Source organism: Colwellia sp. MB3u-41 (assembly GCF_014076845.1).
Lineage (GTDB): Bacteria > Pseudomonadota > Gammaproteobacteria > Enterobacterales > Alteromonadaceae > Colwellia_A.
On sequence record NZ_JACGUT010000028.1, the window covers coordinates 71,647 to 98,462 of the forward strand.

The 26,816-nt window shown below is 39.0% G+C and carries 20 protein-coding genes and 1 pseudogene; 10 read left to right on the forward strand and 11 right to left on the reverse strand.

Annotated features, from left to right (window positions below; all coding sequences use genetic code 11):
• Positions 1-30: 30 nt before the first annotated feature.
• The 3 genes from H4J73_RS01630 to H4J73_RS01640 form a co-directional block, all read right to left on the reverse strand.
• The gene (locus H4J73_RS01630) at positions 31-3,168 is read right to left on the reverse strand and encodes an efflux RND transporter permease subunit (protein WP_182177842.1); all 3,138 of its coding nucleotides are present in this window, start codon (positions 3,166-3,168) and stop codon (positions 31-33) included.
• A 9-nt stretch (positions 3,169-3,177) separates the two neighbouring features.
• The gene (locus H4J73_RS01635; RefSeq protein WP_182223270.1) at positions 3,178-4,590 is read right to left on the reverse strand and encodes an efflux RND transporter periplasmic adaptor subunit; all 1,413 of its coding nucleotides are present in this window, start codon (positions 4,588-4,590) and stop codon (positions 3,178-3,180) included.
• A gap of 247 nt (positions 4,591-4,837) precedes the next feature.
• A complete protein-coding gene (locus H4J73_RS01640) occupies positions 4,838-5,689 on the reverse strand; it encodes a DUF6279 family lipoprotein (protein WP_182177838.1) in 852 nt (283 codons plus the stop codon).
• Between the two features lie 423 nt (positions 5,690-6,112).
• Here H4J73_RS01640 and H4J73_RS01645 point away from each other — a divergent pair, with 423 nt between their 5' ends.
• From H4J73_RS01645 to H4J73_RS01655, 3 genes are read left to right on the forward strand one after another with little or no spacing between them, the layout of a single operon-like run.
• Positions 6,113-6,937 (forward strand): PEP-CTERM sorting domain-containing protein, encoded by an 825-nt coding sequence (locus H4J73_RS01645; protein WP_182177836.1) that lies wholly within the window; start codon positions 6,113-6,115, stop codon positions 6,935-6,937.
• Positions 6,938-6,965: 28 nt separating this feature from the next.
• Positions 6,966-7,673: a phage tail protein gene (locus H4J73_RS01650; RefSeq protein ID WP_220459994.1), complete on the forward strand. Its 708-nt coding sequence runs from the start codon at positions 6,966-6,968 to the stop codon at positions 7,671-7,673.
• Position 7,674: 1 nt separating this feature from the next.
• On the forward strand, positions 7,675-8,661 hold the full coding sequence (locus tag H4J73_RS01655; protein WP_182177834.1) for a tetratricopeptide repeat protein: 987 nt from the start codon (positions 7,675-7,677) through the stop codon (positions 8,659-8,661).
• A 188-nt stretch (positions 8,662-8,849) separates the two neighbouring features.
• Here H4J73_RS01655 and H4J73_RS01660 read toward each other — a convergent pair whose 3' ends face one another.
• The 3 genes and pseudogenes from H4J73_RS01660 to H4J73_RS01665 all read right to left on the reverse strand — a co-directional run bounded on the left by H4J73_RS01660 (position 8,850) and on the right by H4J73_RS01665 (position 10,830).
• Complete coding sequence (locus H4J73_RS01660; protein WP_182177832.1) at positions 8,850-9,392, reverse strand: TetR/AcrR family transcriptional regulator; 543 nt, start codon at positions 9,390-9,392, stop codon at positions 8,850-8,852.
• Between the two features lie 76 nt (positions 9,393-9,468).
• Positions 9,469-9,587 (reverse strand): annotated as a pseudogene (locus H4J73_RS20880) (glutaredoxin); the annotation flags it as partial.
• Positions 9,588-9,717: 130 nt separating this feature from the next.
• Positions 9,718-10,830, reverse strand: a complete 1,113-nt coding sequence (locus H4J73_RS01665; RefSeq protein WP_182223269.1) for an FAD-dependent oxidoreductase — start codon at positions 10,828-10,830, stop codon at positions 9,718-9,720.
• A 179-nt stretch (positions 10,831-11,009) separates the two neighbouring features.
• Here H4J73_RS01665 and H4J73_RS01670 point away from each other — a divergent pair, with 179 nt between their 5' ends.
• Positions 11,010-11,627 (forward strand): glutathione S-transferase family protein, encoded by a 618-nt coding sequence (locus tag H4J73_RS01670; RefSeq protein WP_182177951.1) that lies wholly within the window; start codon positions 11,010-11,012, stop codon positions 11,625-11,627.
• 87 nt (positions 11,628-11,714) lie between these two features.
• Positions 11,715-12,419 carry a cupin domain-containing protein gene (locus H4J73_RS01675; protein ID WP_182177828.1) on the forward strand — a complete coding sequence of 235 codons (705 nt, stop codon included), beginning with the start codon at positions 11,715-11,717 and terminating at the stop codon, positions 12,417-12,419.
• A 19-nt stretch (positions 12,420-12,438) separates the two neighbouring features.
• Here the strand turns inward: H4J73_RS01675 and H4J73_RS01680 are convergent, their stop codons facing one another.
• Positions 12,439-13,377, reverse strand: a complete 939-nt coding sequence (locus H4J73_RS01680; protein ID WP_182177826.1) for a LysR family transcriptional regulator — start codon at positions 13,375-13,377, stop codon at positions 12,439-12,441.
• Between the two features lie 119 nt (positions 13,378-13,496).
• On the opposite strand from H4J73_RS01680, the gene H4J73_RS01685 reads away from it, so the two are divergent.
• From H4J73_RS01685 to H4J73_RS01705, 5 genes are all read left to right on the forward strand, one after another.
• Positions 13,497-14,687, forward strand: coding sequence for an efflux RND transporter periplasmic adaptor subunit (locus H4J73_RS01685; protein WP_182223268.1), 1,191 nt, complete (start codon positions 13,497-13,499; stop codon positions 14,685-14,687).
• Positions 14,688-14,696: 9 nt separating this feature from the next.
• Positions 14,697-17,840 carry an efflux RND transporter permease subunit gene (locus H4J73_RS01690; RefSeq protein ID WP_182177822.1) on the forward strand — a complete coding sequence of 1,048 codons (3,144 nt, stop codon included), beginning with the start codon at positions 14,697-14,699 and terminating at the stop codon, positions 17,838-17,840.
• Between the two features lie 3 nt (positions 17,841-17,843).
• Entirely contained in the window at positions 17,844-19,265 is a 1,422-nt protein-coding gene (locus H4J73_RS01695) for a TolC family protein (protein WP_182177820.1), read from the forward strand.
• A gap of 14 nt (positions 19,266-19,279) precedes the next feature.
• Positions 19,280-20,317, forward strand: a complete 1,038-nt coding sequence (locus H4J73_RS01700; protein WP_182177818.1) for a zinc-binding dehydrogenase — start codon at positions 19,280-19,282, stop codon at positions 20,315-20,317.
• Positions 20,318-20,621: 304 nt separating this feature from the next.
• Positions 20,622-23,510: an EAL domain-containing protein gene (locus H4J73_RS01705; protein WP_182223267.1), complete on the forward strand. Its 2,889-nt coding sequence runs from the start codon at positions 20,622-20,624 to the stop codon at positions 23,508-23,510.
• A gap of 208 nt (positions 23,511-23,718) precedes the next feature.
• Here H4J73_RS01705 and H4J73_RS01710 read toward each other — a convergent pair whose 3' ends face one another.
• From H4J73_RS01710 to zigA, 4 genes are read right to left on the reverse strand one after another with little or no spacing between them, the layout of a single operon-like run.
• Positions 23,719-24,111: a MerC domain-containing protein gene (locus H4J73_RS01710; protein WP_182177814.1), complete on the reverse strand. Its 393-nt coding sequence runs from the start codon at positions 24,109-24,111 to the stop codon at positions 23,719-23,721.
• A gap of 57 nt (positions 24,112-24,168) precedes the next feature.
• Entirely contained in the window at positions 24,169-24,804 is a 636-nt protein-coding gene (locus H4J73_RS01715) for a DUF2796 domain-containing protein (protein ID WP_182223266.1), read from the reverse strand.
• Between the two features lie 12 nt (positions 24,805-24,816).
• Positions 24,817-25,521: a DUF1826 domain-containing protein gene (locus H4J73_RS01720; RefSeq protein WP_182177812.1), complete on the reverse strand. Its 705-nt coding sequence runs from the start codon at positions 25,519-25,521 to the stop codon at positions 24,817-24,819.
• The gene (gene zigA, locus H4J73_RS01725) at positions 25,518-26,726 is read right to left on the reverse strand and encodes a zinc metallochaperone GTPase ZigA (protein ID WP_182177810.1); all 1,209 of its coding nucleotides are present in this window, start codon (positions 26,724-26,726) and stop codon (positions 25,518-25,520) included. The genes H4J73_RS01720 and zigA overlap by 4 nt, the downstream gene beginning before the upstream one ends.
• Positions 26,727-26,816 lie beyond the last annotated feature (90 nt).

Here is a 26,816-nt window from a genome sequence, read left to right on the forward strand (position 1 = left end):
CCTAAACCCCTAACAACTTCACGTTAAATATTACGATGGTTTAATTTTGTTAACACCTTTGCGTATTAACCAAGCCATGTCATTTTTATAACGAACGCTGTAACGCTTAATATCTTCCATAATTAGGTAATTAATTGGTACTAAAAATAAGGTAATTATCGTTGCAAACAAAATACCAAAACCCAAACTTACTGCCATTGGAATTAAGAATTGTGCTTGCGTACTTTTTTCAAATAAAAGTGGCATTAAGCCGGCAAACGTTGTTAGCGACGTTAGTAACACTGGCCTAAAGCGTCGACCACCTGCCGCATAAACAGCATCAAATAATGCGGCACCTTCTGAGCGTTTTTTATTGATATAGTCAACAAGCACCAAGGAGTCGTTAACAACAACACCTGATAAAGCTAATACTCCCATCAAACTTAACAGGGTTAAATCCATTCCCATTATCCAGTGACCTATCACGGCGCCAACCATACCAAATGGGATGACCATCATAACAACTAAAGGCTGAGAATAACTTTTAAAAGGAATAGCCAGTAAAATATATATCACCAATAACAAACCATACATGCCAAACTTTAACTCTTGAGAAGACTCTTTTTGATCTCTCGCCTCTCCCGCCATTTCATAGCTAAGACCGGGGTAGCCGCTAATAGCTTGCTGCAAAAACTCACTTAACTCTTCTTGTACAGCCGATAAGTTACCTTGCTCTTTATTAAAATCAGCTGTTATAGAAAGCGTGCGTTGGCGATCAATACGTAAAATACTTGAAGGACTTAACCCCGGCACAATGTCGGCAATTTGCCACAAAGGTACTTCTTGACGTTCCCCGACTCTTATCATCATCTGTTCTAATGTTTCAATCGACTGCCTGGCTGCAATAGGGTATCGCACCATCACTCGAACTTCTTCTCGCCCACGCTGAATACGCTGAACTTCGAAGCCATATACTGCTTGGCGCACTTGCCTAGCAACCATATTCAAGTTGAGTCCGAGCAAAGTCGCTTCTGACTTGAGTTTTAATTGTAATTCTTCTTTACCATCAGACATTGAATCTTCAACATCAGAAACCGCAGAAAACTCGCTTAATTTACCTTTAAACTTTTGACCTAACGCAGCTAAATCGTCGGCATTTTTCCCCCGCAATTCAATATTAATTGCCGGCCTGCTCCAACCAATTTCAGCACGATAATTTAATTGCTCTGCACCCGCCACTTGTCCAACCATTTTACGCCACTCAGCAACAAGCTGTTGTGTACCAATTTCTAAACTGCGATCTTCTGGCGGAATAGTTTCTACGCGGACCCGACCAGTACTTGAGTTACGCCCACCACTAATAGAATATATATTCTTAATAATCGATTCACCCAATTCAGGGTCAATGTATTTAGCTTGTAATAATTGCGCTTGTTTTGTCATGTGAGCCACAATACGGTCAGTACTTTCAAAAGCAGTACCTGCTGGCATTGTCAGCGTTGCTGTTGCGACTTCACTTTGTACTCTAGGAAAAAATACAAACTTAGTTTGACCACTAGCAAGCGCGCCAATAATAATAAATAATGACGACAGCATAATGGCTAGCGTCGCGTAACGCCAACGTAGCGCTAATGCAAGTGCGGGTTGATAAAAATTGGCGATAAAAGTCTCTAAAGATTTTGATATCGCCATTTGAACACGGGTTAACCGAGATGGCGCGCCTGTGCGTGGTTTAATATGTTTAAGATGCGCAGGTAACACTAATTTAGATTCTATCAATGAAAAAAGTAAAACAGGTACAATAACGTAAGGAATGCTTTGATACCAACTGCCCCGACCATCTAATAAAGCAAGAGGTATAAAAGCAGCGACTGTGGTTAAAATACCAAAAGTAACCGGTACAGCAACCTCTTGCGTACCTTTAATAGCAGCAGTAAGGGGATCTGTGCCCCGCTGCATATGTTCATAAACATTCTCACCAGTAACAATCGCATCGTCAACGACTATCCCCAACACTAAAATAAAAGCAAACAAACTCATAAGGTTAAGTGATATACCAAAGACAGGCATCAAAATAAATGCCCCCATAAAAGACATGGGAATGCCAATACACACCCACAAGGCAACAGCAGGCCTTAAAAATAAAGCTAACAATAAAATAACTAATAGTGCGCCTTGCCATGCACTTTTAGTCAGTGTCGCCAATCGTGCTTTTATCGACTTACTGCGATCTCGCCAGTAGGTCATCGTTAAACCTTCAGGTAACGCTCCTTGCTTAGCTAAAATATAATTTTTAACCGCATCAGTTACATCAATAATGCTTTGGTCACCGACACGAAATACTTCTACCTCTATTGCAGGAATACCATTAAACCTTGTTCTTAAGGGCGTTTCTTCAAATTCATCACGTAGTACGGCGATATCACCTAGGCGAATTAACGTACCATCATTATCAGTTAAAATAGGTAATTGGCTAAAGTCACTTGCTCTGTAAGCTTGACCAATACTACGGATAAAAATATCTCCGCCTGCTGTTTTTAAATTACCGGCAGAAACATCTGTAGAGTTACGCCTCAAGGCATCAGCAACTTGTTCTAAAGTCAGATCGTATTTTCTTAAAGACCACTCGGGTATTTCAATCGATATTTCAAAACGCAGTGAATTATCAACACTAACCTGAGACACTTCAGGCAACGCAGCTAGTTCGTCTCGCACATCTTCAGCCAAACGACGTAACGTTAAACTGTCATAATCACCATACATCACAACACCGATGGCATCGCGTTTTCGCTGTGGCATCGTGACAAGTGGGCGCTCAGCTTCAACAGGAAAGTTATTGATTGCGTCAACTCGACTTTTCATCTCATCGAGTAATTCTCTTACATCGAAACCATCTTCAACTTCAACCGTAACACTTGAACTTCCTTCATTAGAACGTGAGGTCATTTCACGAATGCCGGGAATATCTTGAATAGCCTCCTCAATCTTTATTGTTAACCCTTCTTCCACTTCTTGTGGTGAAGCGCCGGGCAGCACTGCACTTACTTGCACGGTATTAATTTCAAATTCAGGAAACAGGTCAATAGGAATTTTATTCGATAAGCTATAAAGTCCAGCGATCACAATAACTAACATTAAAAGGTTAGCTGCAACATCGTTGCGAGCAAACCAAGCGATTAATCCATGCATAATAAGCTCCTAGTTTTGCGTCGGTGTGGATGAGTTAGCGGCCGCTTTATTTACTGCGGGTAAAGTTACTGGACTATTATCGCTTGGCTTGGTATCTTTTTTAACGGGGAATATTAAAGACTTATTGGTGGCTAACTGCTCGTTAGCGTTCACATCATTCAATGACCTTACACGTGTACCAGCAGCCAAATTAGCGGTTGGCGTTAAAATAAGTTGGTCGGTGGAATTAAGCACTTTATTATAATTGTTAATGGTACCTGCTTGTGGTGACGCAGAAATAACTACCGAGTCTTTATCTGTCCATAAAGGAGCAATTAGTCGCTTTTGTAATACTCCCTCTTCAGCGACCGCAACCATATTACTCTGACTTACCGCTCGTCTTGGAATAGCATAAACGTTCGTCAGTTGTGTACCTTCAATTTTCGCTCTTAAAAATTGCCCTACGCGTAATGCCGGTAATTGCTCTGAGCTAACAAACGGATTGTCTAGCTTAGCAACGACATAAAGCATACGAGTAGATGAGTCAAATGCGCCTTCGTTGCGCACTAATTTACCTTCCCAAGTATACGTTTTACCGCCTAGTTCCCCTTCAAAAAGCACAATGGGTAAGTTTTCTCGGTTATTTATAGGGGTGTTTCCTGGGGTATGATAATCATCTGGTAACTGAATATGTGCTAAATCTTGTGCTTTTACCGGCAGCCTGACTTCAATAAAATCGGTTGAATATATTTCAGCAATTGTTTGAGAAGGGTTAACCACCTGTCCTAAATCCACCATTTGCTTTAAAATCTTCCCATCAAAGGGAGCTTTTACTTGTGTCCTTTCGAGATTCAGCTTAGCTTTCGCTAAACGTGCTTTTGATGCATCAAAAGAGGCCAACGCTGCAGCAACTTGTGGTTTTCTAAGTGCTAAGTCACGCCCTGCGTCATTACCTGGCTGTATATTCCAGTCTTGTTCAGCGACATCAGCTTGCGCCAACTCTTCTTTATATTTAACCCATGCATCAGCAACCGTTGACTTAGCAACATCGACTTCTATTTGGTAATCACGGGGATCAATAGAGAGTAAAACATCTCCGGCCTTAAAAGATGCACCCGCACGAATATTATTAGCCACCTCGATAACACGACCATTTACCTCTGCAACTAGCTGTGTTTGCGTTAATGGCTCAGCAGAGCCATAAGACTCAATCCAAACAGGATAATTAGACGCGGTTAGTTTTACTGTTTCTACACCAACTGAAGCCGGTGGTCCTCCTCCCCACTTTCTCACACTAGGTTTACTGGTAAACATTGCGGCAATGATTGAGAAAGCAACAATAAATATAATAACGGTCACAATTAAGTGAACCCCCCAAACGACAGGTTTATTACTGACTTCTAAGGCTTCCACCGATTTTTTGGGTGAATTTACATCGCTCATCTAACACTCTCTCAAATTTTTTTATAGAATAATTATGTGTACATAGCACCTTGTATTAACGGCACGTTTTAATTTTAATAACTATACGGAATAAGTCATGCTTTAGTTTACTTTATGTTTTTAAAATTGTAATTACCTTAATAGGCATTAAAAGAAATTATAATCATAAATTCAAACGATATCGGCGAGTTACAAAAAACCTGACTAAAATTCATTTATTAAATCGTATACTCAAGCAGTTTTTTCGCTAAAAATCCATTTCGAGCGTTGTTAAATCTTCAATGAAATCATCTAACTTACCATTTAAAATTTTTCGTTGCCTGTCAGTTAAATCATTCATCAAGTAATGGAATACTCTTACAGATGTTTCCATATTATTTTTAGAGAGCATCCTATACTCTTCAGACTTTAATGTGTCAGGGTTTGAGATAAGTTCCGTGAACATAACCTCATATTGTTGCTTATTTAAATCAATTGATAACACTTGTTTTAAGCCTGAGAGCCACTTTTTTCGGTAGTCCATTCTATGATTAAATGTGGGTAAAAATGCTTGCATAAGCTCACACACTTCTAACTTTTGATCAGGTGTTAACTTCCCTACCCACTTTTTAAGCTGTTCTTGTCGCTCTTTACATTGTTCTTTAAACCACTGCTCTTTAATGAGTTGTTCTTGATCATCATCACGATCTTTATTTTTTCTGGCAATTTCATCAATAACTTGTTTTCTTTGAATACTATCTAAAGTGGAGACTAACACTATAAGTTTAGGCTTTGCTCTTTCTCGCACCGTGACCCAATGATTTTTAACCTGCGCTAAATGTTCACTAACCTCTATATCGGTAATACCTCGATTAACTTGTTCTTTAAGCGTTCTAAATTGCAGTGTGTACTCCCTGAGTTGTGTTTGTCTGTGCCAAAAATGGAGCTCGTTAAATGTAGTATCAAATAACTGTTGCTGCTCTTGGTTTAGTGTAACGTAATCATTAAGGTACCAATCACTCCACCAATCTAAGTGGTTATAAATAAAACTAAAGCTACATGCCGTTAAAAGAAATGAACTAAAAATCACCAAAAAACCATTTTTAATTATTCGTGGCATATACAAACCCCCCTTTGTTTTATTTAGTTTTAAAAAAACGATTAATGTTCACAGCTATTATTCCTGGATTCTTTTAACCCATTCCATATTGAGTCGTCAGGCTATAATTCTGCTTTAACATTATTATAAGGCCATACTTTCAAAAAGTTAAGTCAACATCCTAATGGACTTTTTAGCATAGAAAGGCGTCACTAAATACGTTTAAAATTCAAAGAAGGTTCAGAAGATACTTTTTTTATTGGTTAATATTTTTAGAGAGAATTTATAAATAATTAATATTTACGTATAAATATGTCAGTAATTTTTACATTTTATTTCTATTTATTTTACTAAAAAGCATAAGTTAATGTTTTAAATGTAAATTAACAAAGTGGTTTCAACCTTGCATATGCCTTATCAACTACTTTAAAAAGGATTACACGGATGCGTAAAGTTATAAGATTTTGTTCCATTTTTTTTGCGTTAGGCTTGATTACACCAACAGTTACTGCGGGGTTAATTCCGCTAGATATCTCTCTTACCGGTAGCGCTGAACATGCTATTGATTCAGCTCCTACCACAGGTAACGCCAGTCAAAATGCGGATATGTCAATTATTGTTGGCGGTAACACCACACTTACCTCTATTGCTAATCTCACGCCAACAGGTGCCAACCCTTTATCTGGGACATTGACTGATTTTGGAGATGGCGTTGGTGTTAGTGCTATTGGGTCTTCTACTGCGGGTGCAATAAGTGAAGTTCCTGATTTTATCTTTGATATGGGGTTTTCCTTATTTAATAGTTCAGCTACTGATACTTATCAAATATTTTTTGAATTAGCATTTTTAAACTTTGCTGATGCAGACGGGCCTGATGCTTATATTGATGCTGAAATCAACCTTTTTAATACTTTAATCCCTGAATTATTCGCCTCTGATTTAACCTCAGATACTTTTTATAATGACAGCAAAAATGGTACAGATTTACCGACTAGTGGGGCAGCACTATCTGATAATGGCACATTCCTTTTTGATATTACGTTGGCGGCAGGTGCCTCAGATAACTTCTCCGCATTATTAAAAATGGATGGTAAAGCTTTCGACAATAGCTCTATTTTTAATGCACGCACCAGTGCCTTTATTAGTATTGTTGGTGCAGACAACTTAACTAACCCACAACCACCATCACAAGTGCCAGAGCCTAGTACATTCATACTGTTTTTTATTGCGATGGCACTATTACAAGTAAAGCGCAAAATAAATAATTAATGATTTTTAATAATTAAGGACAATAGAAATGAACATTGTAAAAATAATAAAATTAAGCTGTATTTTAGGATTTAGTCTCACGGCTATCACGATGCCGATGAAAGCATTAGCCTGCTCTGCTCAACCATATTTGGCTGGAATGTGCGCTTTTGGTGGTAATTTTACCATTCGAGGTTGGGCAAAAGCTGAAGGGCAATTACTGGCTATTTCAAGTAATACCGCGTTATTTTCTCTTCTTGGCACAACCTTTGGTGGCGATGGACGAAGAACTTTTGCCGTACCCGATTTACGTGGTCGCTCTCCTATTGGTCAGGGCCAAGGACCCGGACTTGGTTATTACCGTTTAGGACAAAGGGGTGGGTCAGAAACCCACACCTTAATTACTTCACAAATGCCATCGCATAATCATATAGCTACAACCACAACCAACAATGTTGTCGATACAAGTGCGACAACAATTGCGTTACGTGCATTAGCATCAAGTAGTAGGACTAATTCACCTACGAATGCGGTTTTATCAAATAGTCCAAATAGGGAAAATATATACAGCAATGGTGCTCCTAATGTCGATATGAGGGCTGATGCGATTATTTTAGACTTAAGTGTTGATGTAAGTTCCACATCAACTACAGTGGTTAATTCTAATGGTGGTAATCAAGCTTTTAATATTCGTGGACCTTACCTCCCATTAACCTGGTTAATTTCCCTTCAAGGTATTTACCCGTCGCGTAATTAATATGGCTGAATCATTTAAAAGTCAAATAATTCAAGGTCGATTAACTATCGGCCTTGTTATTATTATACTCATACTCTTCAAACCACCTGTTTTTGCCAACAATGTTGATGATTGGGCAGACCCATTACATGATGCCCAAGCATTACTGGCAAAGCAGCAATATAAAGACGCATTAATAGCCTTTAAAGCACAAGCTAATTTAGAAAATGGTCTTGCGCAATTTACTGTCGCATTATTTTACGATCTAGGTTGGGGAATCACTCCCAGCCGTTCAACCGCCTGTCAGTGGTATCAAAAAGCAGCAAAAAATAATATACCAGGCGCTATGCAATCATTGGGACAGTGCTTCTTTGAAGGACAGGGGGTTAAGCAAAATAAAAAATTGGCTTACCATTGGTTTCTAAAAGCGTTTGAACAAGGAATACCGTCGGGAGGATGTCAGGCTGGCGAATTATTACTTTCCGGTGATGGTGTTAACGTTGATTTAATGGCTGGACAACGGCTTTGCCTTAACGCAGCCCAGCAAGGCTCAATTAGTGCACAAAACAAGCTTGCTCAGTGGTACTTTTATGGTCAATATTTTCCGCAAGATTATCAACAAGCGTTTAACTGGCTACAGCGTGTTGTAAGTGAAAAATCGCCCGGTTCAGCTTATCTTTTAGCAAAATTTTATGATCAAGGAATTGGTATGAATGTTGATGAGAAAGCGGCATTGCAATGGTATGAAATCGCGGCATTAGGAAAATATAAAAAAGCTTATATGCCAACCGCTTTATTATATTGGCAAGTGTTTACCAAAGCAAAAATCAATAAAGATAAGCTTTTAGCAAAAAGCTATTTATGGGCAACAATATGGTCAAACTCATCAGAGCGATTAAAAGATAAAGCAGTGGCTAAGCAATTATTAGTGCGAATTATGGAGGAAATGCCAGAAACGTGGCAAGCAAGTTTAGATGAAAAGAGTGTTAGCCATTTGGCAGTCCCTTAGCCGTTGTTACCACGATAAAAAGAGTGTTATAAAAATCCCCCTATATTCAATGGCTTTTTTAGACTTTTTTAATAACCTCCTTAACTATGTTCCACTCATTATATTTACTCTTTTTCTGCACTTTGAAGTAAAGAAGTGATTAGCTAAATATGATGAGTGGCAAGAAACACTATTATCAATAGACTCGATTAAATGCCCTCATTGATATAATTATTAAGGCTGTCAAAAGCCGTTGTATCGTCTAACACTTTTGCTAAAATCATCATCCCTTCTAAAGTGGCTAATAATTGAATAGCTTTAGTTTTGGCAATGTCTACTGCTAAACCTTTTTCGTCTATATACACTGTTTGTAACCAGTTTATATTTAATTCAAAAAAGCGTTTTATTTCTATGTTGACTTGCTCTGGCAGTGCATCAGACTCTGCGCCTAACAGGCCACATAAACACATTTGATTGTCTTTTTCTAATGCCGTTTTAAAAGCATTAATATAGAGGTTAATCGCACTACGGCCCTTTAACTTTGCTTTTTCAGCATTTAATAACGCTAAAAACTCATCTACGTACTGGTGTGCTAGTGCGGCACCTAAATCAGCTTTTGTACGAAAATAGTAATGAACACTTGAACTTTTAATGCCAATTTCATCAGCCAGTTCCCTAAAGCTAAAATTACCATAGCCACCAGATCTTACTTTATTTTCAGCTAATTTGAGTATTTGAGATTTTTTATTCATAAATAAATGCTATTTGAAGGTGAAGTAAATGATGAAATTATTAAATAAATTTAATAATTTCATCCATTATCAATGACTAGGCTATTTTATTCAAATAGTTAATAATATCTCCAGATTCATACAGCCAAGATTCTTGACCATTTCTGTGATTTTTAAACAAGGTACCTGTTTCTTTCCCCCTTGTTCGATTAACTCTTTATTAAAGGCTAAATTTTTCTCTGTATCACATAATTCAAGGGCTACATTGCTATTTTTCATTGCGGCAATGTGGACAATGAACCTTATGATATAAAGCATAAGAACTTTTACTCATTTTATTTTCTCTCTAGTTAATATAATCAAATTCTTTTTTTAGTGAGCTAATTGCTATATCGGCAGCATAAATAGCCCCTTCAAGGTAACCTGCATCTTGCTGAGCAAATTCACTACCTGCTAGATATAAATTCAATGATGATAGCTCATCAGAAAAGCCCAATATGTTAAAGTCAGGATGTGCAGGAGGATCTGTTCTATCTTGCTCTATAGCAACGTAATCATCATTGCCCCAACTTTTTAAATAACACTGATCGTATTGTTGTGCTTCGTCGCCAAACAATAGTCTGAGTTGCTCAATACAAAGGGCTTTTAACTGTTCTGTTGATATACTTTTTATAGCTTGAGGTGAAAGTCCAATAAAACCAAATAAAGCAAACCCCTGTTGATTTTTTGCTGATGCGTCATGAATTTCAACCATCGGTCCAGTTCGACTAAAGGCCTGCCCTGCTAATCCCTTATTTCGCCAAAAAGGTTTTTGATAAGTCGCTACAAATTTGGCTTGACCTGCCATCCAGGTTGGTACGGAAACTAATGCCTGGGTAAGCCTTTTACTCGCCCAATTTTCAGGTGTTAAGTATCGGCAAATAATTCTAGGTGGTAGCGCTAAGATTAAGTGGTCTGCTTGGTGCACGACGGTTGAAGTATCTTTTCTATTTTTTACTGTTACCTGCCAAATATCATTTATTTTTTCTACGTTATTAACAGAGCTACCAAGCTGATAGTTGTATATTGATAACTTGGCTTGTAGCGCTAAAATAAGCTTGTATAAGCCCCCAGTTAAACGATGTAATAATTGTCCTTGGCCATTTTCAATAATTTGTAGTTGAGTATTTACATTTTCCTGATAAACAACCGCTCCTTCAATGTGCTGCTGAAAAAGTTGCTGGTCTAAATTTTCCACTAATGTTTTCATACGGTGGTGATGAGGAAATATCCATGTTGGACCAAGATCATGCCATAGCGTTTTATCGTCATTCACTTCAGGTTGTTCACTGTATATTCGGCCACCGAAAATATCTTTTGCTTCAATGAGCAGATAAGGAATATTCAATTTTTCCAATTGAAAGGCTGTATATAAACCAGCCAACCCGCCACCAACGATAATTACACGTTTATTATTCATACACTCAAAGCTACCTACCTACTGATAGGCGAATAATAGCCAGCGATGTCTTTTAAAGCAACTTAAATTTTCAGTAAAAGCTCAGCATAAATAAAATTTGACAATATAAATAAAACCTACCAAACTATCTATCAGTAGATAGCCAGATAATACAAAAAAAATTAATTAGAGATAAAAATATTAAAATATATGATGTAGAAGGTTTTCCTAACCCATTGCGTGTTCGCATGGCGTTAGCAGAGAAAAAGGCTTCTGACAAGGTCACTTTTATTGCTGTTGATGTGATGAACAAAGAACATCGAAGTGACGCTTTCCTCGCTATGAACCCCTTAGCCAGCGTACCCGTATTGGCATTAGATGATGGAACTTATATCGCTGAATGTTCTGCTATTATTGAATATATCGACCACACTTTTGATGGCATATCGTTAACAGGCACAACGGCAAAATCGCGTGCGGTTATCAGTATGATGCAACGCAGAGCTGAATCGATGGTACTTAATGCTGTCGCCACTTATTTCCACCATGCCACAGAAGGCTTAGGACCAGATTTAGAAACATATCAAAATAAAGAGTGGGGAAATAAACAAGGCGAAAAAGCCCTTGCCGGTTTTAAATATTTCAATGATATTTTAAGTACTAACGCTTATGTCGCAGGGGAAACGTTTACCGTGGCTGACATTACCTTGTTTGCTGGTCTTGGTTTTGCTGATTTTGCAAAAATAGCCATACCCAATGAATATACACATTTAATCACGTGGCGCGCTAAAGTCGCTGACCGCCCTAGCGTAAAGTAAAAGTAACGACGGTTATATTAAGTGATGCATCTAGTATCACTTAATAGTGATTAACTACATATATCATGGTTTTAAATAGGATTAATTATGGAAATTCTAGCTAATTTTGAGAAAAGAGCTATCGTTCACAGCACGGCATTAGCATGGCTAACTTCGCCTATGCCAGGCGTAGACAGAAGACCATTAGACCGAGTGGGTGGTGAAGTAGCAAGAGCAACTTCAATTGTGCGATACGCAAAAGGGAGTAAATTCTCTCCTCATGTTCATACCGGTGGTGAAGAATTTATTGTGCTTGAGGGGGTATTTCAAGATGAGCATGATGATTATCCTGCTGGATCTTATATTCGAAACCCTCCGCAATCGAGTCATACTCCTCGATCCGACCACGGTTGTATTATCTTTGTTAAATTGTGGCAATTTCAACCTGAAGATAGAACACAGGTGAGTCTTATGATGGATAAGATACCTGCGATTTCTTCTCAAGCAGCCGGTGTATCTATTACCCCTTTATACAAAGACGAAATAGAAGAAGTATCAGTTTTTGATTTTGAATCGAATGCAAAAATGAATTTTTTAGCACCCGATGGAGCAGAATTTTTTGTACTAAGCGGTGAGATACAGGCAGGAGATGACTTATTACAACAACATAGTTGGATGCGTTTACCTTTAGGTGATTCATTAATAGTCACAGCAAAAAATCATGATGCAAAAGTTTGGATTAAAACAGGAAACTTAGCTGATGTAAGTAATCAAATAAAACGAGTTCAAGCAGCTAGCCCCTCTAATAAGTAGCAACATAAAATATAAACGACTAATATAATTGTTCAAAATTGGGAATAGCACGTTCCCAAATAGGAATATCTTTTCCTAAATATTCGCGCACAGCATCAAAAAATAGTCGCGTTCTAACAGGAAGATCACGATGAGGATATACTGCATAAATAGCGCCATATTCCATTAATTTAACGTCGGTTAATAACGGAACTAAACGGCCATCTTTAACTTCATTATCGAGAACAAAAGCCGGTGCGACAAAAAATGCGGTATCTGACAGTGTTTTCATTAACAAAACTTCTGCATCGTTTGCTCTATAGATACTGTTCAGTTTCTGCTCCTTAGCTTCACCATTTTGATCATAGTAACGTACCCCTTCCACTTTAAAAGAGGTGCTTGCATAACTCGCTGCAGGTAAGTGCGTTAAATCTTCAATAGTTTTAGGCATACCATAATTTTCGATAAACACCGGTGTAGCCAAAATTAACAAACGGTTGCGGGCAATTTTTCGCGCGATTAATGATGAATCTTTTGGTTCTCCGATACGAAACGCTAAATCAAAACCTTCTGAAACTATATCGATAACGCGGTCATCTAAACGCAGCTCAACTTCAACTTGAGGAAAACGCATTTGAAAGTCGTTAATCACCGGCTGCAAGTAACGTTTACCAAATAAGGTTGAAGAGGTTATTTTAAGGACACCTTGTGGCTCTAAATGATAATTTTCAGCCATACGGACTGTTTCGCCCAGTAACTCTCTTAGCTCAGCTGCTTTTTTAACCATCTCTGCGCCAGCGGCTGTTAAAGAGAATGAACGAGTTGTACGGTTAAGCAGCCTAACGCCTAATTGTTCTTCTAGGCGACTCAGTTGTTTAGAAATAACGGAACGGTCGATATTGCGAACTTCTGCTGCTTTAATAAAAGAGCCCTGTTCAACAACTTCAAGTAACATTAATAACCGACTGGTTGTATCCATATTTCTTCAACTTAATAATTTAATTGGTGCTATTTTGGCACTAATCAAATGCGAAATCTATGGTTTTTATCAACAGGTTTATTCCGTAAAATTGCGACCAAATTAAAAGAGGTCTCATCATGAATAAACATTTAATCGCAGTAGCTATTACTCTGGCCAGCTTAACCTTCTTGGGTTGCTCAGAAGAGCCTAGCCAAAATACACAGCAACAACAACAACAACAACTGCAGTCAATTGATGTAGCAGAAGTTCTGGTGAAGTCTGTACAAAATTGGCATACCTATACCACACGCTTAGAAGCGCCACAGCAAGTCGCATTAAAACCTCGTGTTTCTGGCGTAATTGAGCATATTGCCTTTAATGAAGGTGAGCAGATAAAAACGGGTGATCTTCTTTTTAAACTAGATGACCGCCCATTTCTAGCAATAGTCGCGAGTTTGGCTGCACAAATTAACAGTGCAAAAGCAGCATTAGATCAAGCGCAGAGTGAAGAAAAACGTGCTACTCGGTTAACTGAGCGAAAAGCAATATCAACTGAACAGGCGGAATCACGCACCTCTACATTACGTCAACGCGAGGCACAGCTTGCTGCTTTACAGGCACAATTAACAGCGGCACAACTAGATTTAGAGTTTACCTCTATCCGTTCACCTATCGACGGCATAATCTCTCGCGCCAATATTACTAAAGGTAATAACATTCTAGCAGGACAAAGTGTGCTGACCACGATTGTTTCTAACCAAGCGATGTTTGCATATTTTGATATTGATGAACGCACGTGGAATAGCGACTTTGCCAATATTAGTGCTACTGACCAACAACAAGTTGTTATGCAAAAACTAGGACAAAGTGAATTTTCTTATAAAGGTTACATTGATTTTATTGACAACCAAATAAACTCGTCTACTGGCACATTGCGCGTTAGAGCCGTATTTAATGAAGACAAAAACCAATTGCGCGCAGGTTCTTTTGCACGTATTAAGTTAGCGGCGAATGCCGTCAACGAAAAAATTATCGTACCTGCTCGTGCAATTGGTACCGACTTAAAAAATAATTTTGTCTTAACCGTCGGTGAAAACAATATTTTGCAATATAAGCTTGTTCAGTTAGGTGAGCGTTACGGTAGCTTGCAGGCGATTACTTCTGGATTAAAAGTCACCGATATTATCGCAGTTAATGGTCCGGCCCGAGTTGGACCTGGCATGCCTATCGCACCTAATAACGTAAAAATTGATAGTGCAGGTATTGCCTTTACTTTGTCACCCGATGCTGATGCCAGTTTAACGGCAAAACTAACGTCAAAAGAATAAGAGTTAATCATGAAATTTTCCCACTTTTTTATACAGCGACCTATATTTGCCGCGGTCTTGTCATTAATAATTTTACTTGCTGGCGGGCTTTCACTTTTTCAACTACCCGTCAGTGAATACCCCGAAGTCGTTCCGCCAACAGTCGTTGTTACGGCAAATTACCCAGGCGCAAACCCTTCAGTTATCGCACAGACGGTGGCAACGCCACTTGAACAAGAAATAAACGGTACTGAAAACATGTTATATATGTTTTCTCAAGCCACTGGCGATGGTCGCATGACCTTAACCGTTACTTTTGCTTTAGGCACCGATCTAGACCGTGCACAAGTGCAAGTACAAAATAGCGTTAACAGTGCATTATCTCGCTTACCCGAAGAAGTACAACGCCTAGGTGTGATCGCAGAAAAGTCATCTCCTGACTTGGCGATGGTTGTACACCTATACTCACCAGAAGAAACTCACGACACGGCATATCTATCAAACTATGCAGATCTCTATGTTAAAGATCAAATTACCCGCTTAGCTGGTGTTGGTGACGTAAAATTATTTGGTGGTGGCCAATACTCAATGCGCGTGTGGCTTAATCCAGATGCATTAGCTGCGCGTGAACTCACCGCGACTGATGTTATTCAAGCACTACGAGCGCAAAACCAGCAAGTTGCCGCTGGTAGTTTAGGGTCTCAACCTGCTGCTAACGATAGCCAATTTCAAGTCTTACTTAATGTTAAAGGTCGACTTGATAACATTGAAGAATTTGAGCAAGTTATTATTAAAGTTGGCGAGCAAGGTCAACTGACTCGATTAAAAGATGTTGCGCGTGTTGACTTAGGGCAAAATACTTATGCATTGCGTGCTATGTTAGACGGCCAGCCTGCACTCGCTATGCCTATTTTTCAACGCCCAGGCTCTAATGCTATAGAATTATCAGATCAAGTACGTGCAACTATGGCCGTATTATCTGAAGATTTTCCTGCTGGTGTTGAGTATGACATTGTTTACGATCCTACTATTTTCGTACGTGATTCCATTGACGCAGTAATAACCACTTTAATTGAAGCAATTGTGTTGGTCGTTATCGTTGTAGTGCTATTTTTACAAACGTGGCGCGCTTCAATCATTCCTTTAATTGCTGTGCCAATTTCATTAATTGGTACCTTTGCCGTAATGCAATTACTTGGCGTATCAATTAATACCTTATCTTTATTTGGCTTAGTGCTCGCCATAGGTATTGTCGTTGATGACGCTATTGTGGTGGTTGAAAATGTCGAACGTAACATTGAAAAAGGCTTAACACCTTTAGAAGCGACAAAAGTTGCGATGACCGAAGTCACAGGGCCTATTATCGCTATTGCATTAGTCTTAAGTGCTGTGTTTATTCCTACGGCATTTATCAGTGGTGTATCAGGTCAATTTTATAAACAATTTGCCTTAACCATTACCATATCAACCATCATTTCAGCCTTTAACTCATTAACGTTGTCGCCAGCATTAGCAGCATTATTATTAAAATCACACGACAGTAAGCCAGACCGATTAACACGTCTACTTAATAAGCTTTTTGGCCGTTGGTTATTCACCCCTTTTAACCGAGTTTTTGACCGTGGCAGTAATGGTTACCAAAAGTTAGTTAAAAAATTAATGCGTATGAGTGTGGTCGTTATTGTTGCTTATATTGCGCTACTGGGCGGAACAGTTCAGCTATTTAATACAGTCCCTGGTGGCTTCATTCCTGCACAAGACAAGCAATACCTTATTGCGATAGCACAATTACCTGATGCAGCAAGCCTTGACCGCACACATGCCGTTGTCAGAGATATGGAAAAGATAGCACTACAAATACCCGGCGTTGCTCATACCGTATCTTTCCCTGGATTGTCAGTGAATGGCTTTACTAATAGCCCGAACAGCGGCATTGTCTTTGTTCCACTCGATGCCTTTGCGCTTCGTACTGATCCTAGCCGTTCAGCGATGGCAATTGCAGCACAATTAAACCAGCGTTTTACTGCTATCGATGAAGCCTTTGTGGCTGTTTTCCCACCACCACCGATCCAAGGTTTAGGCACTACAGGTGGCTTTAAATTACAAATTGAAGACCGTGGTAATAAAGGTTTTGAAACATTATTTAATAGCCTACAAGCCGTTATTAACAAAGCGAGAAAAGACCCCGCATTGGTCGGGCTTTTTTCAAGTTTTAGAATTCAAGTACCCCAAATGGATATAGACATTGACCGTGAACAAGCGCTCATCCAAGGGATCCCTCTTGATGAAGTTTTTAATGCTTTGCAAGTATATTTAGGCTCGGTATATGTTAATGACTTCAATATGTTTGGCCGTACCTACCAAGTCAAAGCTCAGGCAGAAGCTGAGTTTCGCCAAGACCCTGATCAAATATTAAACCTCAAAGTACGTAATCGCCAAGGCAACATGGTGCCGTTAGGTTCTGTTTTAACGGTAACGCCAACAACAGGGCCTGATAGAGTGATGCATTACAATGGCTACCCTAGTGCTGAGCTTAATGGTAGCCCGGCTCCTGGATATAGTTCAGACCAAGCACAGACTGCGATAGAAAATATTTTGGCTGATACGCTACCCAAAGGTATTACTTACGAATGGACCGAGGTGACTTACCAACAAATATTGGCAGGAAATACTATGGTTTATGTTTTTCCGTTAGTCGTACTATTAGTTTTTATGGTGTTAGCCGCGCAATATGAAAGTTTGCGGTTACCCTTAGCCATTATCCTTATTGTACCCATGACGATATTTTCTGCGCTGTTAGGTGTTTGGTTTGTTGGCTCAGACAACAATATTTTCACCCAGATTGCGTTAATTGTACTCGTCGCCCTAGCCTCAAAAAATGCCATATTAATGGTGGAGTTTGCTAAAGATCAAAACCAGAATGGCTTGTCTCATTTTGACGCCATTATTGAGTCGTGTAAGCTGCGTTTACGTCCGATACTCATGACTTCAATTGCATTTACAGCAGGTGTGCTACCGTTAGTTTTTGCTACGGGTGCAGGAGCTGAAATGCGCCATGCTATGGGCAATGCCGTATTTTCAGGCATGATAGGTGTTACTGTGTTTGGCCTATTATTTACGCCAGTATTTTATATATTAGTGACCAAGACTCAACCCAAAAAGAATGAGGAATAGCAGATGATTAACTTACTTATCAAGCGATTTAAAGCCAAGCAGCTAAAAACAAAGTTAACCATTAGCGCCGTTTTAGTGGCGACCTTCTTGTCAGGTTGTGCTAATAAAATTGATGAAAAACAGCATCAACAACTGATGAAAAAATTTATTGCGGACGCAGAAATAGCCACGCAATTGACAGGTAAAGACGAAATAAACTGGTGGCAACAACTTAGCTCAACGCAATTGAATCAATTGGTCAAAGATGCGCTGGCTAACAATTACAACTTACAAACGAGTCAGCTCGAATTACAGAGTGCACTTGCCCGATTAAGCGCACAAGAAGCCGATTTTTTACCCCAAGGTGGGCTAGAAATTGGTGCGCAGCGAACAAGTGTAGCAGACAACATCAGTCGTCAATCCAATGCTAATTTGGCAATGAATTGGCAACTCGATTTGTTTGGGCGCATGAGTGCGTTAGTCGATGCGGCCAACGCATCCGCCATGAGTCAAGCCGAGCAATTACGTGCTTTACAAACTCAAGTGGTTGCATCGGTCGTTAAAGGCTACATTAGCTATCAGGGCAATAAGCAAAAACAGCATATTGTGAACATGCAAATTACCGCGCTTGAACAAAGCATCGAAGTACTTGAGGCACGTGTTCAAGAAGGTATTGCTAATGAACTGGACTTAAACCGCACTCGTGCACAGCTAAGCCGCCAGCAAGCATTACTTCCTGACACCATTTATGCTCAATACCGCGACTTATCAACACTTGCATTACTCAGTGGTCGTTTAAGTGGTGATTTAGTGCTAAAAGATGAACAAGGGGTATTTGACTTACCTTTTGAGGTAGCTTTAGCTCAACCGAATGAGTCAATAGCCTTACGTCCTGACATTAGCCAAGCGTTATATGAGTTTAGCCAAGCAAACTCTCTAAGCATCGCAGCAAGTAAAGCCTTACTGCCTGACATTAGTTTACATGCTTTTGCAGGTGTATTAAGTCTAGGTAATAATCAACTCAATAATACGCAACAACAATGGCAAGTTGCTCCGCAAATACAATGGTCGCTGTTAAGTTATCCTGCGTTATTAGCACAACGTGATGCTCAGCAATATTTGAGTGAAGCGGCTTATAGCCAGTATCAGCAGGTCGTGCTTAGTGCCATCAATGAAAGTGAGCTTTCATTGCGGTTGCTAACAAAACAACTTAAACAAAAAGGGTTTGCAGATAAACGTTTTACCTATGCCAATAACGCTTTTATTCAGGCCAATGCTATGTACCAAGAGGGGCAGATCCCTTACTTAGAGTTGTTAGATGCGCGGCAGGATGTTTTAATAGCCCAAGAAAATGCAGTTAACGCGACAATTTCATCATCGTTAGCCAAAGTAACCGCTTATCAAGCGTTTAACGGCCGATGGAGTTATGGTTTAATCACCTTGTAAAATTTGAGTTTTTTATGCTAGATATTAACATATTACCCAACATTGACTTACCTCAATCGATGCGAGCCATTGAGCTAGCAGAGCCAGACGAACAGATTAGTTTATCTGACGTGCGCTTGCCTGTGCCTGAATGTAGCGAACACGAACTGTTAGTCAAGGTTGAATATGTCGGTCTAAACCCTATTGATGCTCACTTTGCTAAATCTGGATTTTCTAAATGGCAATATCCACATATACTCGGTTTAGATGCAGTTGGCACGGTAGTTCAAGCTAAAAAAGGCTTATTTCCCAATATAGGTGACCGTGTAATGTGGCATGCCAATATTGGAGAGCAAGGTGTACTTAGTGATTATGCCAAAGTGCCAAATTTTGCCGTTTCTGTTGTGCCTGAAAATGTCACAGCAAGTGAAGCGGCAACATTACCTTGTGCCGGAATGACCGCTTTAATCGCATTAGAGAAATTACAAATAGTACAAGGAGATACTATTTTAATTGAGGCTGGCGCGGGAGCCGTTGGGCAATTTGCTATTCAATTTGCTAAACAGCGCGGTGCTGATGTATTTACAACCGCTTCTAAGCATAATCACAAGTTAGTGAAAAAACTTGGAGCGGATGCCATATTTGATTATCACGACACAAAACTCTGTGAGAAAATTCGCCGAGAATTAGGGCCTCAAGGTTTTGATGCGGTACTTGACTCTATTGGTGGTGATTCAACAATACGTAATATTGAACTGATGCGTTTCTGTGGTCGTATTGCCTGCTTAAGACCTTTGCCTAATTTTGATCAAGAGCTGATGTTTAGAAAAGCGCCAAATATTGGCATTGTTTCTTTAGCAGGAGCTTGGTTAGCTAATAGCTTGTGTGCGCAACAAAGAATGAGCTTTATGAGTAATCAATTACTTGAAGGCTTGTCAAAAGGTACGCTTAGCGTGCCTAATGTGACCTTGATTGAATTTACTGCTCAGGATGTTTCTCGTGCTTTACATACGCAGATAAACGGTAATTTCACAGGAAAACAAGTCGTAAAAATAAGTGAACCTACACGTTAAAATGTTACTATTGTAACAGTCCACCTTACTAAAATTAACGCTATCAGTCGCTCCTCACTCTTAATAACTATATACAAACTTACCCATCACTAAAAATGAGACTTAACGTAAATTGTTAAGTCTTTTTTACGTAAATCAATCGACTTCTCAGTAGCTATATCACCCGTCAAATCCTTCTTCTGGCCTTGCGATGAAACTAACAATAAATATCGAAAAAACAACTTATTCTGAAGATATCATGGTTAAATAAACATTCCCCAATGTAGATTTTGTGTATAAGAGCACATTAGGCTATATTCGTTAAATGATGAAAATACATTCAAATTACCAAAAACAAATAAATAGCGCTATAAAGACGGTATTGTTCTTTGTTATTATTTTTGTCCTAAGCTTATTTTCTCCCATATTCTATGAAATGAAAGGCATTGTTAGTTATCCCCCCCTTCATACACTTTTTGAGTTTTTATCAATCGTTATATCAGCAATGATTTTTGGTACCGCTTGGGTTCATATTGCTGACAATAAAAACCTGCGTAATTACATTATCCTTGCCTGTTCTTTTCTTGGTGTAGCGATACTTGATTTCTTTCATGTGTTCTCTTTTCCTAATATGCCTGCGTTAATTACGCCAAGTGGTCCAGAAAAAACTATTAATTTTTGGCTAATGGCTCGCTACTTTTCAGCCTTCAGCTTATTACTTGTTTCGTTACTTTCATGGCGAAATATTGCAACAAGGTTAATGCATTGGTCGATATTAGGTTGTACTTTATCGCTAGTCGTCATCCTCGTGATTATTGGGTTATTTTTTCCATCATTAATCCCCAGTACCTATATTGAAGGACAAGGACTTACCCCCTTCAAAGTCATGAGTGAATATACTCTTTTCGGACTTTATTTAACGGTTGGTCTCCGCCTTTTTTATTTAATGCGAACTAACCAGCCTTATGATGTTGTTAATTTATTTACCGCCGTGTGTTTAATGGCAATGAGTGAGCTCTTTTTCACACTTTATACTGACGTGACTGATGTATTTAATTTTTTAGGACACAATTATAAAATTTTTGCTTACTTTTATATCTATAAAAGTATCTTTGTCGCTAGTATTATACAGCCCTATGAGGAATTGTCGAAGTCGCGAAATTTATTAAGTACTATCATTGAAGCTATACCAACAAGAGTTTTTTGGAAAGATAAAAACTCTTGTTATCTCGGCTGTAATACAAAATTTGCGCGCGATGCCGGAATAAAAACCCCCAATGAAATAATCAATAAATCTGATCATGAGCTTGCTTGGCATGACCTCGCGGCAAAATATCAATCGGACGATCAACATGTGATTGACACCGGTAAAGCAAAACTGAACTACGAAGAGAATCAATTAACCCCTGCCGGTGATCATATCTGGCTACGCACCTCTAAAACGCCAATACATGACGAAGACAACTGTATTATTGGCATGGTTGGTATCTATGACGACATTACCGATTGGCATCATTATCAAGAAAAAATTCAACTCGCCGCAAGCGTATTTACACACGCCCGAGAGAACATCATTATTACCGATACCGTAGGGTTTATTGTTGATGTAAATGATACCTTCACGACAACAACAGGTTATAGCCATGAAGAGGCCATTGGACAAAATCCTCGCATGCTTAAATCAGGTCGACAATCGCCTGATTTTTATATCAACATGTGGCAAGCGCTTACCGGAGACGGTTATTGGTACGGCGAGCTGTGGAATCGTCGTAAAAGTGGCGAAGTCTATGCTGAAATGAAAACCATTAGTGCGGTATACGACGAACATGGTGTCACAACGCATTATGTTTCTTTAGGTAGCGATATTACTCCAATGAAAAAATATCAAAATCAAATAGAACATATTGCGCATTATGATTTACTCACTGATTTACCCAATCGCGCCTTGTTAGCTGACCGGTTATCTCAAGCCATGTTGCAGTGTAAACGACATGCACAGTCCCTCGCCGTTGTCTTTATAGATTTAGACGGATTTAAACGTGTTAATGATGTTTATGGTCATGATATAGGTGATGAACTTTTGATTGCCCTTTCTGCTCTTATGAAAGAGGCATTACGAGAAGGTGATAGCTTAGCACGCATTGGTGGCGATGAATTTGTAGCTGTATTAGCAGACTTATCAGTTGTTGAAGATTGTGAACCTATATTAGAGCGTTTACTATTAGCAGCATCAGAGCCGGTAAAAATTAGCGATCTTATATTAACGGTGTCAGCGAGTATTGGTGTAACACTTTACCCACAAGACAATGCTGATGCCGACTTACTAATGCGCCATGCCGACCAAGCCATGTATATCGCTAAAGAATTAGGTAAAAATCGTTATCATTTATTTGATACCGCTCAAGATGACGCGGTTAAAGTACAACGTGAAAACCTAGAGGCTATTCGTAGCGCATTAGACAATCAACAATTTGTTCTCTTTTATCAACCCAAGGTTAATATGCGTATAGGTAAAGTCACTGGCACTGAAGCCTTAATTCGCTGGCAGCATCCGGTTCGAGGTTTATTAAGTCCGATAGATTTTTTACCTTTTATTGAAAATAACCCGATGATGATAGAAATGGGTGAATGGGTTATCGACACCGCACTGACACAAATCAGCCAGTGGCAAAAAATGGGACTGAGTCTTACGGTCAGTACCAGCGTAAACATTGCCGCAGTGCAATTACAGCAACCAAACTTTACCAAAAGACTAACCGCCTTGTTAGCAGCACATCCTGATGTTGAACCACACTTTTTAGAACTAGAGGTTTTAGAAACAAGTGCCTTAGATAATATAAGTCATATTTTCGCTGTCATGAATGATTGCATAGCACTGGGTGTAAGCTTTGCCTTAGATGATTTTGGCACTGGTTATTCATCCCTCAATTACCTTAGACGCTTGCCTGCCAATTTAATTAAAATAGATCAAACCTTTGTACGAGACATGTTGATTGATGATGATGATTTAGCAATTGTTGGAGGCGTAATAGCGTTAGCGAAGTCATTCAATCGAGAAGTAATTGCTGAAGGTGTAGAAACAATTGAACACGGTACTGCTCTGTTGAAAATAGGATGTGAATTGGCGCAAGGTTATGGCATTGCCAAACCGATGCCTGCTAGTGATATTCCTAAGTGGATTAAAGGTTGGACGCCTGATGTCAGTTGGCAGTAATCAATAACCCGGTGAAATAAAGATAAGTAATGCAATAATCTTAATCTTATAATAATGATTGCATTATCTTAATAGAGAAAACGTCATCTAAATAATTAACTTAACCCGTTTACATCTGGATATGGGTAAACATAATGAAGAGGTAAGCATGATGTTGATCTAAATTCTGACCATCACGATGAACAATTTAATCTTTAATCTTTAATCTTTAATCTTCACAGCGGTGACAAAGGGTGTGTTGCTGACACAAGCGGTAATTCCAATAATGACCACCTGCGATAACCGCTGATCCCATCAGAGTAAGTACTTTTTCCCAAAATTCGTTACCTAACGAAATGGCGAGAACTAAGAAAATTAGTCCAACGAAGCCAATAAACAGTAATCTATAACGTTTATGTTGCTTACACCCCATAAATAGTGCAAATACACTTGTAGGCAGAACAATGAGTACCATCGCAGTATGATACGCTTCATTGTTGAGTTGCAATACCACAAAATTTGGCAGTAACAGCAACAATAACGGCATTACTAAGCAATGAATAGCGCAAGCGACTGATAGAGTGATTGCCATTTTATCTGTAATATTTTCTATTTTTATCATCTTTTAATTTCCTGACCACTATACGGCTCTTTTATAATCAATTTTTAATACTCATAATCATAGATGTATTATCTTACGTTCTGCGCTTAGTGTTACGACACCTTTTTTTGTGTCTGTTATCCACATCGCACGAATTTCCTTAATACCTAAAAATTGATCAAAGGCTAGTACCGTAATAGCTGATAACGTTGCTGTTTCTTCACAGTGATAACGATAATTTGCCACTATTTGGCTATGATTTTGATGAGTTGTCTCTTGAATGCGGTGATCATCATGCGATTTTTTTCTATTTTTCGGCTGATGTTCATGCTCATTTTCATGACCTTTTAGTGAACCTGAGACATCAATCACGGTATTAATGAGCGAACAACCACCACCTGAAAAATAAAAAAGTGATGAAGTATTGCTCAGTAGTGTTTTAGCATTATTAACAAGCGTAATCTCTTTTTTGTTGCTTGCTTTGTGCTCAAAACCAAAGAGATTAACCGTTGGAGAAATCAATTGAATATCCAGTATTTCTCCTTCAATCGCCATCGTCATTTCAGATAAACCATGTACATGAAAATCTAAGGGACTACCATGTTCTTGCTGACTTTTTGCATGAACGAGTTGACCTAATAAAAAAACATTAAATAGTATTATATTTAACAAAAAGGATACTAACTTTTGTACTTTGATTTTTAAATTTCCCATCACTAACACTCTTTAATTATTAATAAAATCAAGCGTTAATAATAAACGACGTTCATTAGTTGAATCTTCTGACTGAACGGGTGAACGATGTACCAAACCGGCACCTTCATTATTATGCCAAAACTCACCTTTGAGTAAGGCAACATCACCTTTACTCAGTTGACAAATATCATCAGTACGATCAAAAAGACCTGATTGTTCATCTGATTTACCTTGATTTCCCGCACCTAATTTACTGCGGTCAACCAACTGATGAGGAAGCCATTCGGTGGCAACACCATGATATGTGGTTACCAGTCGACACGGAATTCGATCAAAATGAAATCTGGGACACATAGCACGATCGAGTGCCGTTAATCGTAATCCAACTTCTTTGAGATCAAACAAACAGCAAAACATATCAACCAATAGTGTGATGTCTTCGCTCAACATCCTAACAGCGCTTGTCGCACCTAACGCATTACAAAGCGTAGCATTGACACTTTTTACGGTAACTGCCTCTGCGATTTTTACTCTTGTACCCGACTTTAAAATATCATTCACAGCCAAGGCTAGTTCGTCAGGCAATTTACGTTGCCAAATTGCTATATTGATGTCATCTCGATAAATATCAGTAAATACCTCTGGCGTATCACTTTCACTGGCACGTTTTGTCAGTAACTTAGGTAAGAGGTGGCTTGTTGATTGGCTGTCATTGATCGCTGCTAGTGCACTCATTCGCTTTCACTCCACTCTGGAAACGGATCACTGAGTGTTGCCCAGTAATTTTGTCCTTTCAGTAATTCATCATCTGACAACAGGCATTCATTGAGTGCACGAGTCATCGCCACTTGATCAAGTTGCTGACCAATAAATACTAATTCTTGACGCATATCACCAAATGGCTCAACCCACTGTTTCTGTATAGCGTTCAATGACTCTTCATCGCTAGGCCAGTCTTTTTTAGGGACCGACTTCCAGAACATAGCAGCAAAACCATAATGAGCAATGCCACCCGCTTGATTCCATTGACCTGAAAAATCGGGGCGAGAAGCCAACCAAAAATAGCCTTTAGAACGAATTAATTTACCAAACTGTTCTGTATCGTGAAGAAAGTGAAAAAATTTCTCTGGATGAAATGGACGACGAGCAAGAAAACTAAAACTACTAATACCATATTCTTCGCTTTCAGGAATGTGTTCACCGCGCATTTCCTTCAGCCAGCCCGGCGCGCTGTGGGCACGTTCAAAATTGAACAAACCAGTATTAAGCACTGCATCAATATCGACTTCGCCTTGAGTAATAGGGGTAATTCTGGCATGGGTATTCAGCGTTTTAAGTATTGCTGTTAGGCGCTTAATATCAGAAGTATTAACCAAGTCGATTTTGCTAATCAAGATAACATCGGCGAATTCGACTTGGTCAACGAGTAAATCAGAAACACTACGTTCATCTTCTTCCCCTAACGACTCCCCTGCTTCTTGTAAGGAAGATGCCTCTTCGTAATCCTTTAAAAAATTTACCGCATCAACAATCGTAACCATCGTATCGAGTGTCGCCACATCTGATAATGAAATACCGTCCTCGTCGGAAAACGTAAAGGTTTCGGCTATCGGCAATGGCTCAGAAATACCTGTAGATTCAATAACCAAATAATCAAATCGTCCCTCTTTTGCTAACTTGGTCACCTCTAGGAGAAGATCTTCACGTAACGTACAACAAATACAACCATTACTCATTTCAACAAGCTTTTCATCGCTACGATTAAGAGATACTTCGTTGGCAACTGTCGCAGAATCGATATTAACATCACTCATATCATTAACAATGACAGCCACTTTTTTACCTTGACGATTATTTAAAATATGGCTTAGTACCGTGGTTTTTCCAGCACCGAGAAAACCCGATAGCACAGTAACCGGCAACTTATTTTTTTGAAGCATGAACGCACTCTCTGTTTATATCATTGAGATTGACTAGATGAACCATCCAGACATTGTGATATTATGTTATAACATCACAATAACTTAATA

Coding starts and splice junctions, on each gene's coding strand:
- H4J73_RS01630 (WP_182177842.1), bottom strand. CDS start 3,168: ATGCATGGATTAATCGCTTGGTTTGCTCGCAACGATGTTGCAGCTAAC.
- H4J73_RS01635 (WP_182223270.1), bottom strand. CDS start 4,590: ATGAGCGATGTAAATTCACCCAAAAAATCGGTGGAAGCCTTAGAAGTC.
- H4J73_RS01640 (WP_182177838.1), bottom strand. CDS start 5,689: ATGCCACGAATAATTAAAAATGGTTTTTTGGTGATTTTTAGTTCATTT.
- H4J73_RS01645 (WP_182177836.1), top strand. CDS start 6,113: ATGCGTAAAGTTATAAGATTTTGTTCCATTTTTTTTGCGTTAGGCTTG.
- H4J73_RS01650 (WP_220459994.1), top strand. CDS start 6,966: ATGAACATTGTAAAAATAATAAAATTAAGCTGTATTTTAGGATTTAGT.
- H4J73_RS01655 (WP_182177834.1), top strand. CDS start 7,675: ATGGCTGAATCATTTAAAAGTCAAATAATTCAAGGTCGATTAACTATC.
- H4J73_RS01660 (WP_182177832.1), bottom strand. CDS start 9,392: ATGAATAAAAAATCTCAAATACTCAAATTAGCTGAAAATAAAGTAAGA.
- H4J73_RS01665 (WP_182223269.1), bottom strand. CDS start 10,830: ATGAATAATAAACGTGTAATTATCGTTGGTGGCGGGTTGGCTGGTTTA.
- H4J73_RS01675 (WP_182177828.1), top strand. CDS start 11,715: ATGGAAATTCTAGCTAATTTTGAGAAAAGAGCTATCGTTCACAGCACG.
- H4J73_RS01680 (WP_182177826.1), bottom strand. CDS start 13,377: ATGGATACAACCAGTCGGTTATTAATGTTACTTGAAGTTGTTGAACAG.
- H4J73_RS01685 (WP_182223268.1), top strand. CDS start 13,497: ATGAATAAACATTTAATCGCAGTAGCTATTACTCTGGCCAGCTTAACC.
- H4J73_RS01690 (WP_182177822.1), top strand. CDS start 14,697: ATGAAATTTTCCCACTTTTTTATACAGCGACCTATATTTGCCGCGGTC.
- H4J73_RS01695 (WP_182177820.1), top strand. CDS start 17,844: ATGATTAACTTACTTATCAAGCGATTTAAAGCCAAGCAGCTAAAAACA.
- H4J73_RS01700 (WP_182177818.1), top strand. CDS start 19,280: ATGCTAGATATTAACATATTACCCAACATTGACTTACCTCAATCGATG.
- H4J73_RS01705 (WP_182223267.1), top strand. CDS start 20,622: ATGATGAAAATACATTCAAATTACCAAAAACAAATAAATAGCGCTATA.
- H4J73_RS01710 (WP_182177814.1), bottom strand. CDS start 24,111: ATGATAAAAATAGAAAATATTACAGATAAAATGGCAATCACTCTATCA.
- H4J73_RS01715 (WP_182223266.1), bottom strand. CDS start 24,804: ATGGGAAATTTAAAAATCAAAGTACAAAAGTTAGTATCCTTTTTGTTA.
- H4J73_RS01720 (WP_182177812.1), bottom strand. CDS start 25,521: ATGAGTGCACTAGCAGCGATCAATGACAGCCAATCAACAAGCCACCTC.
- zigA (WP_182177810.1), bottom strand. CDS start 26,726: ATGCTTCAAAAAAATAAGTTGCCGGTTACTGTGCTATCGGGTTTTCTC.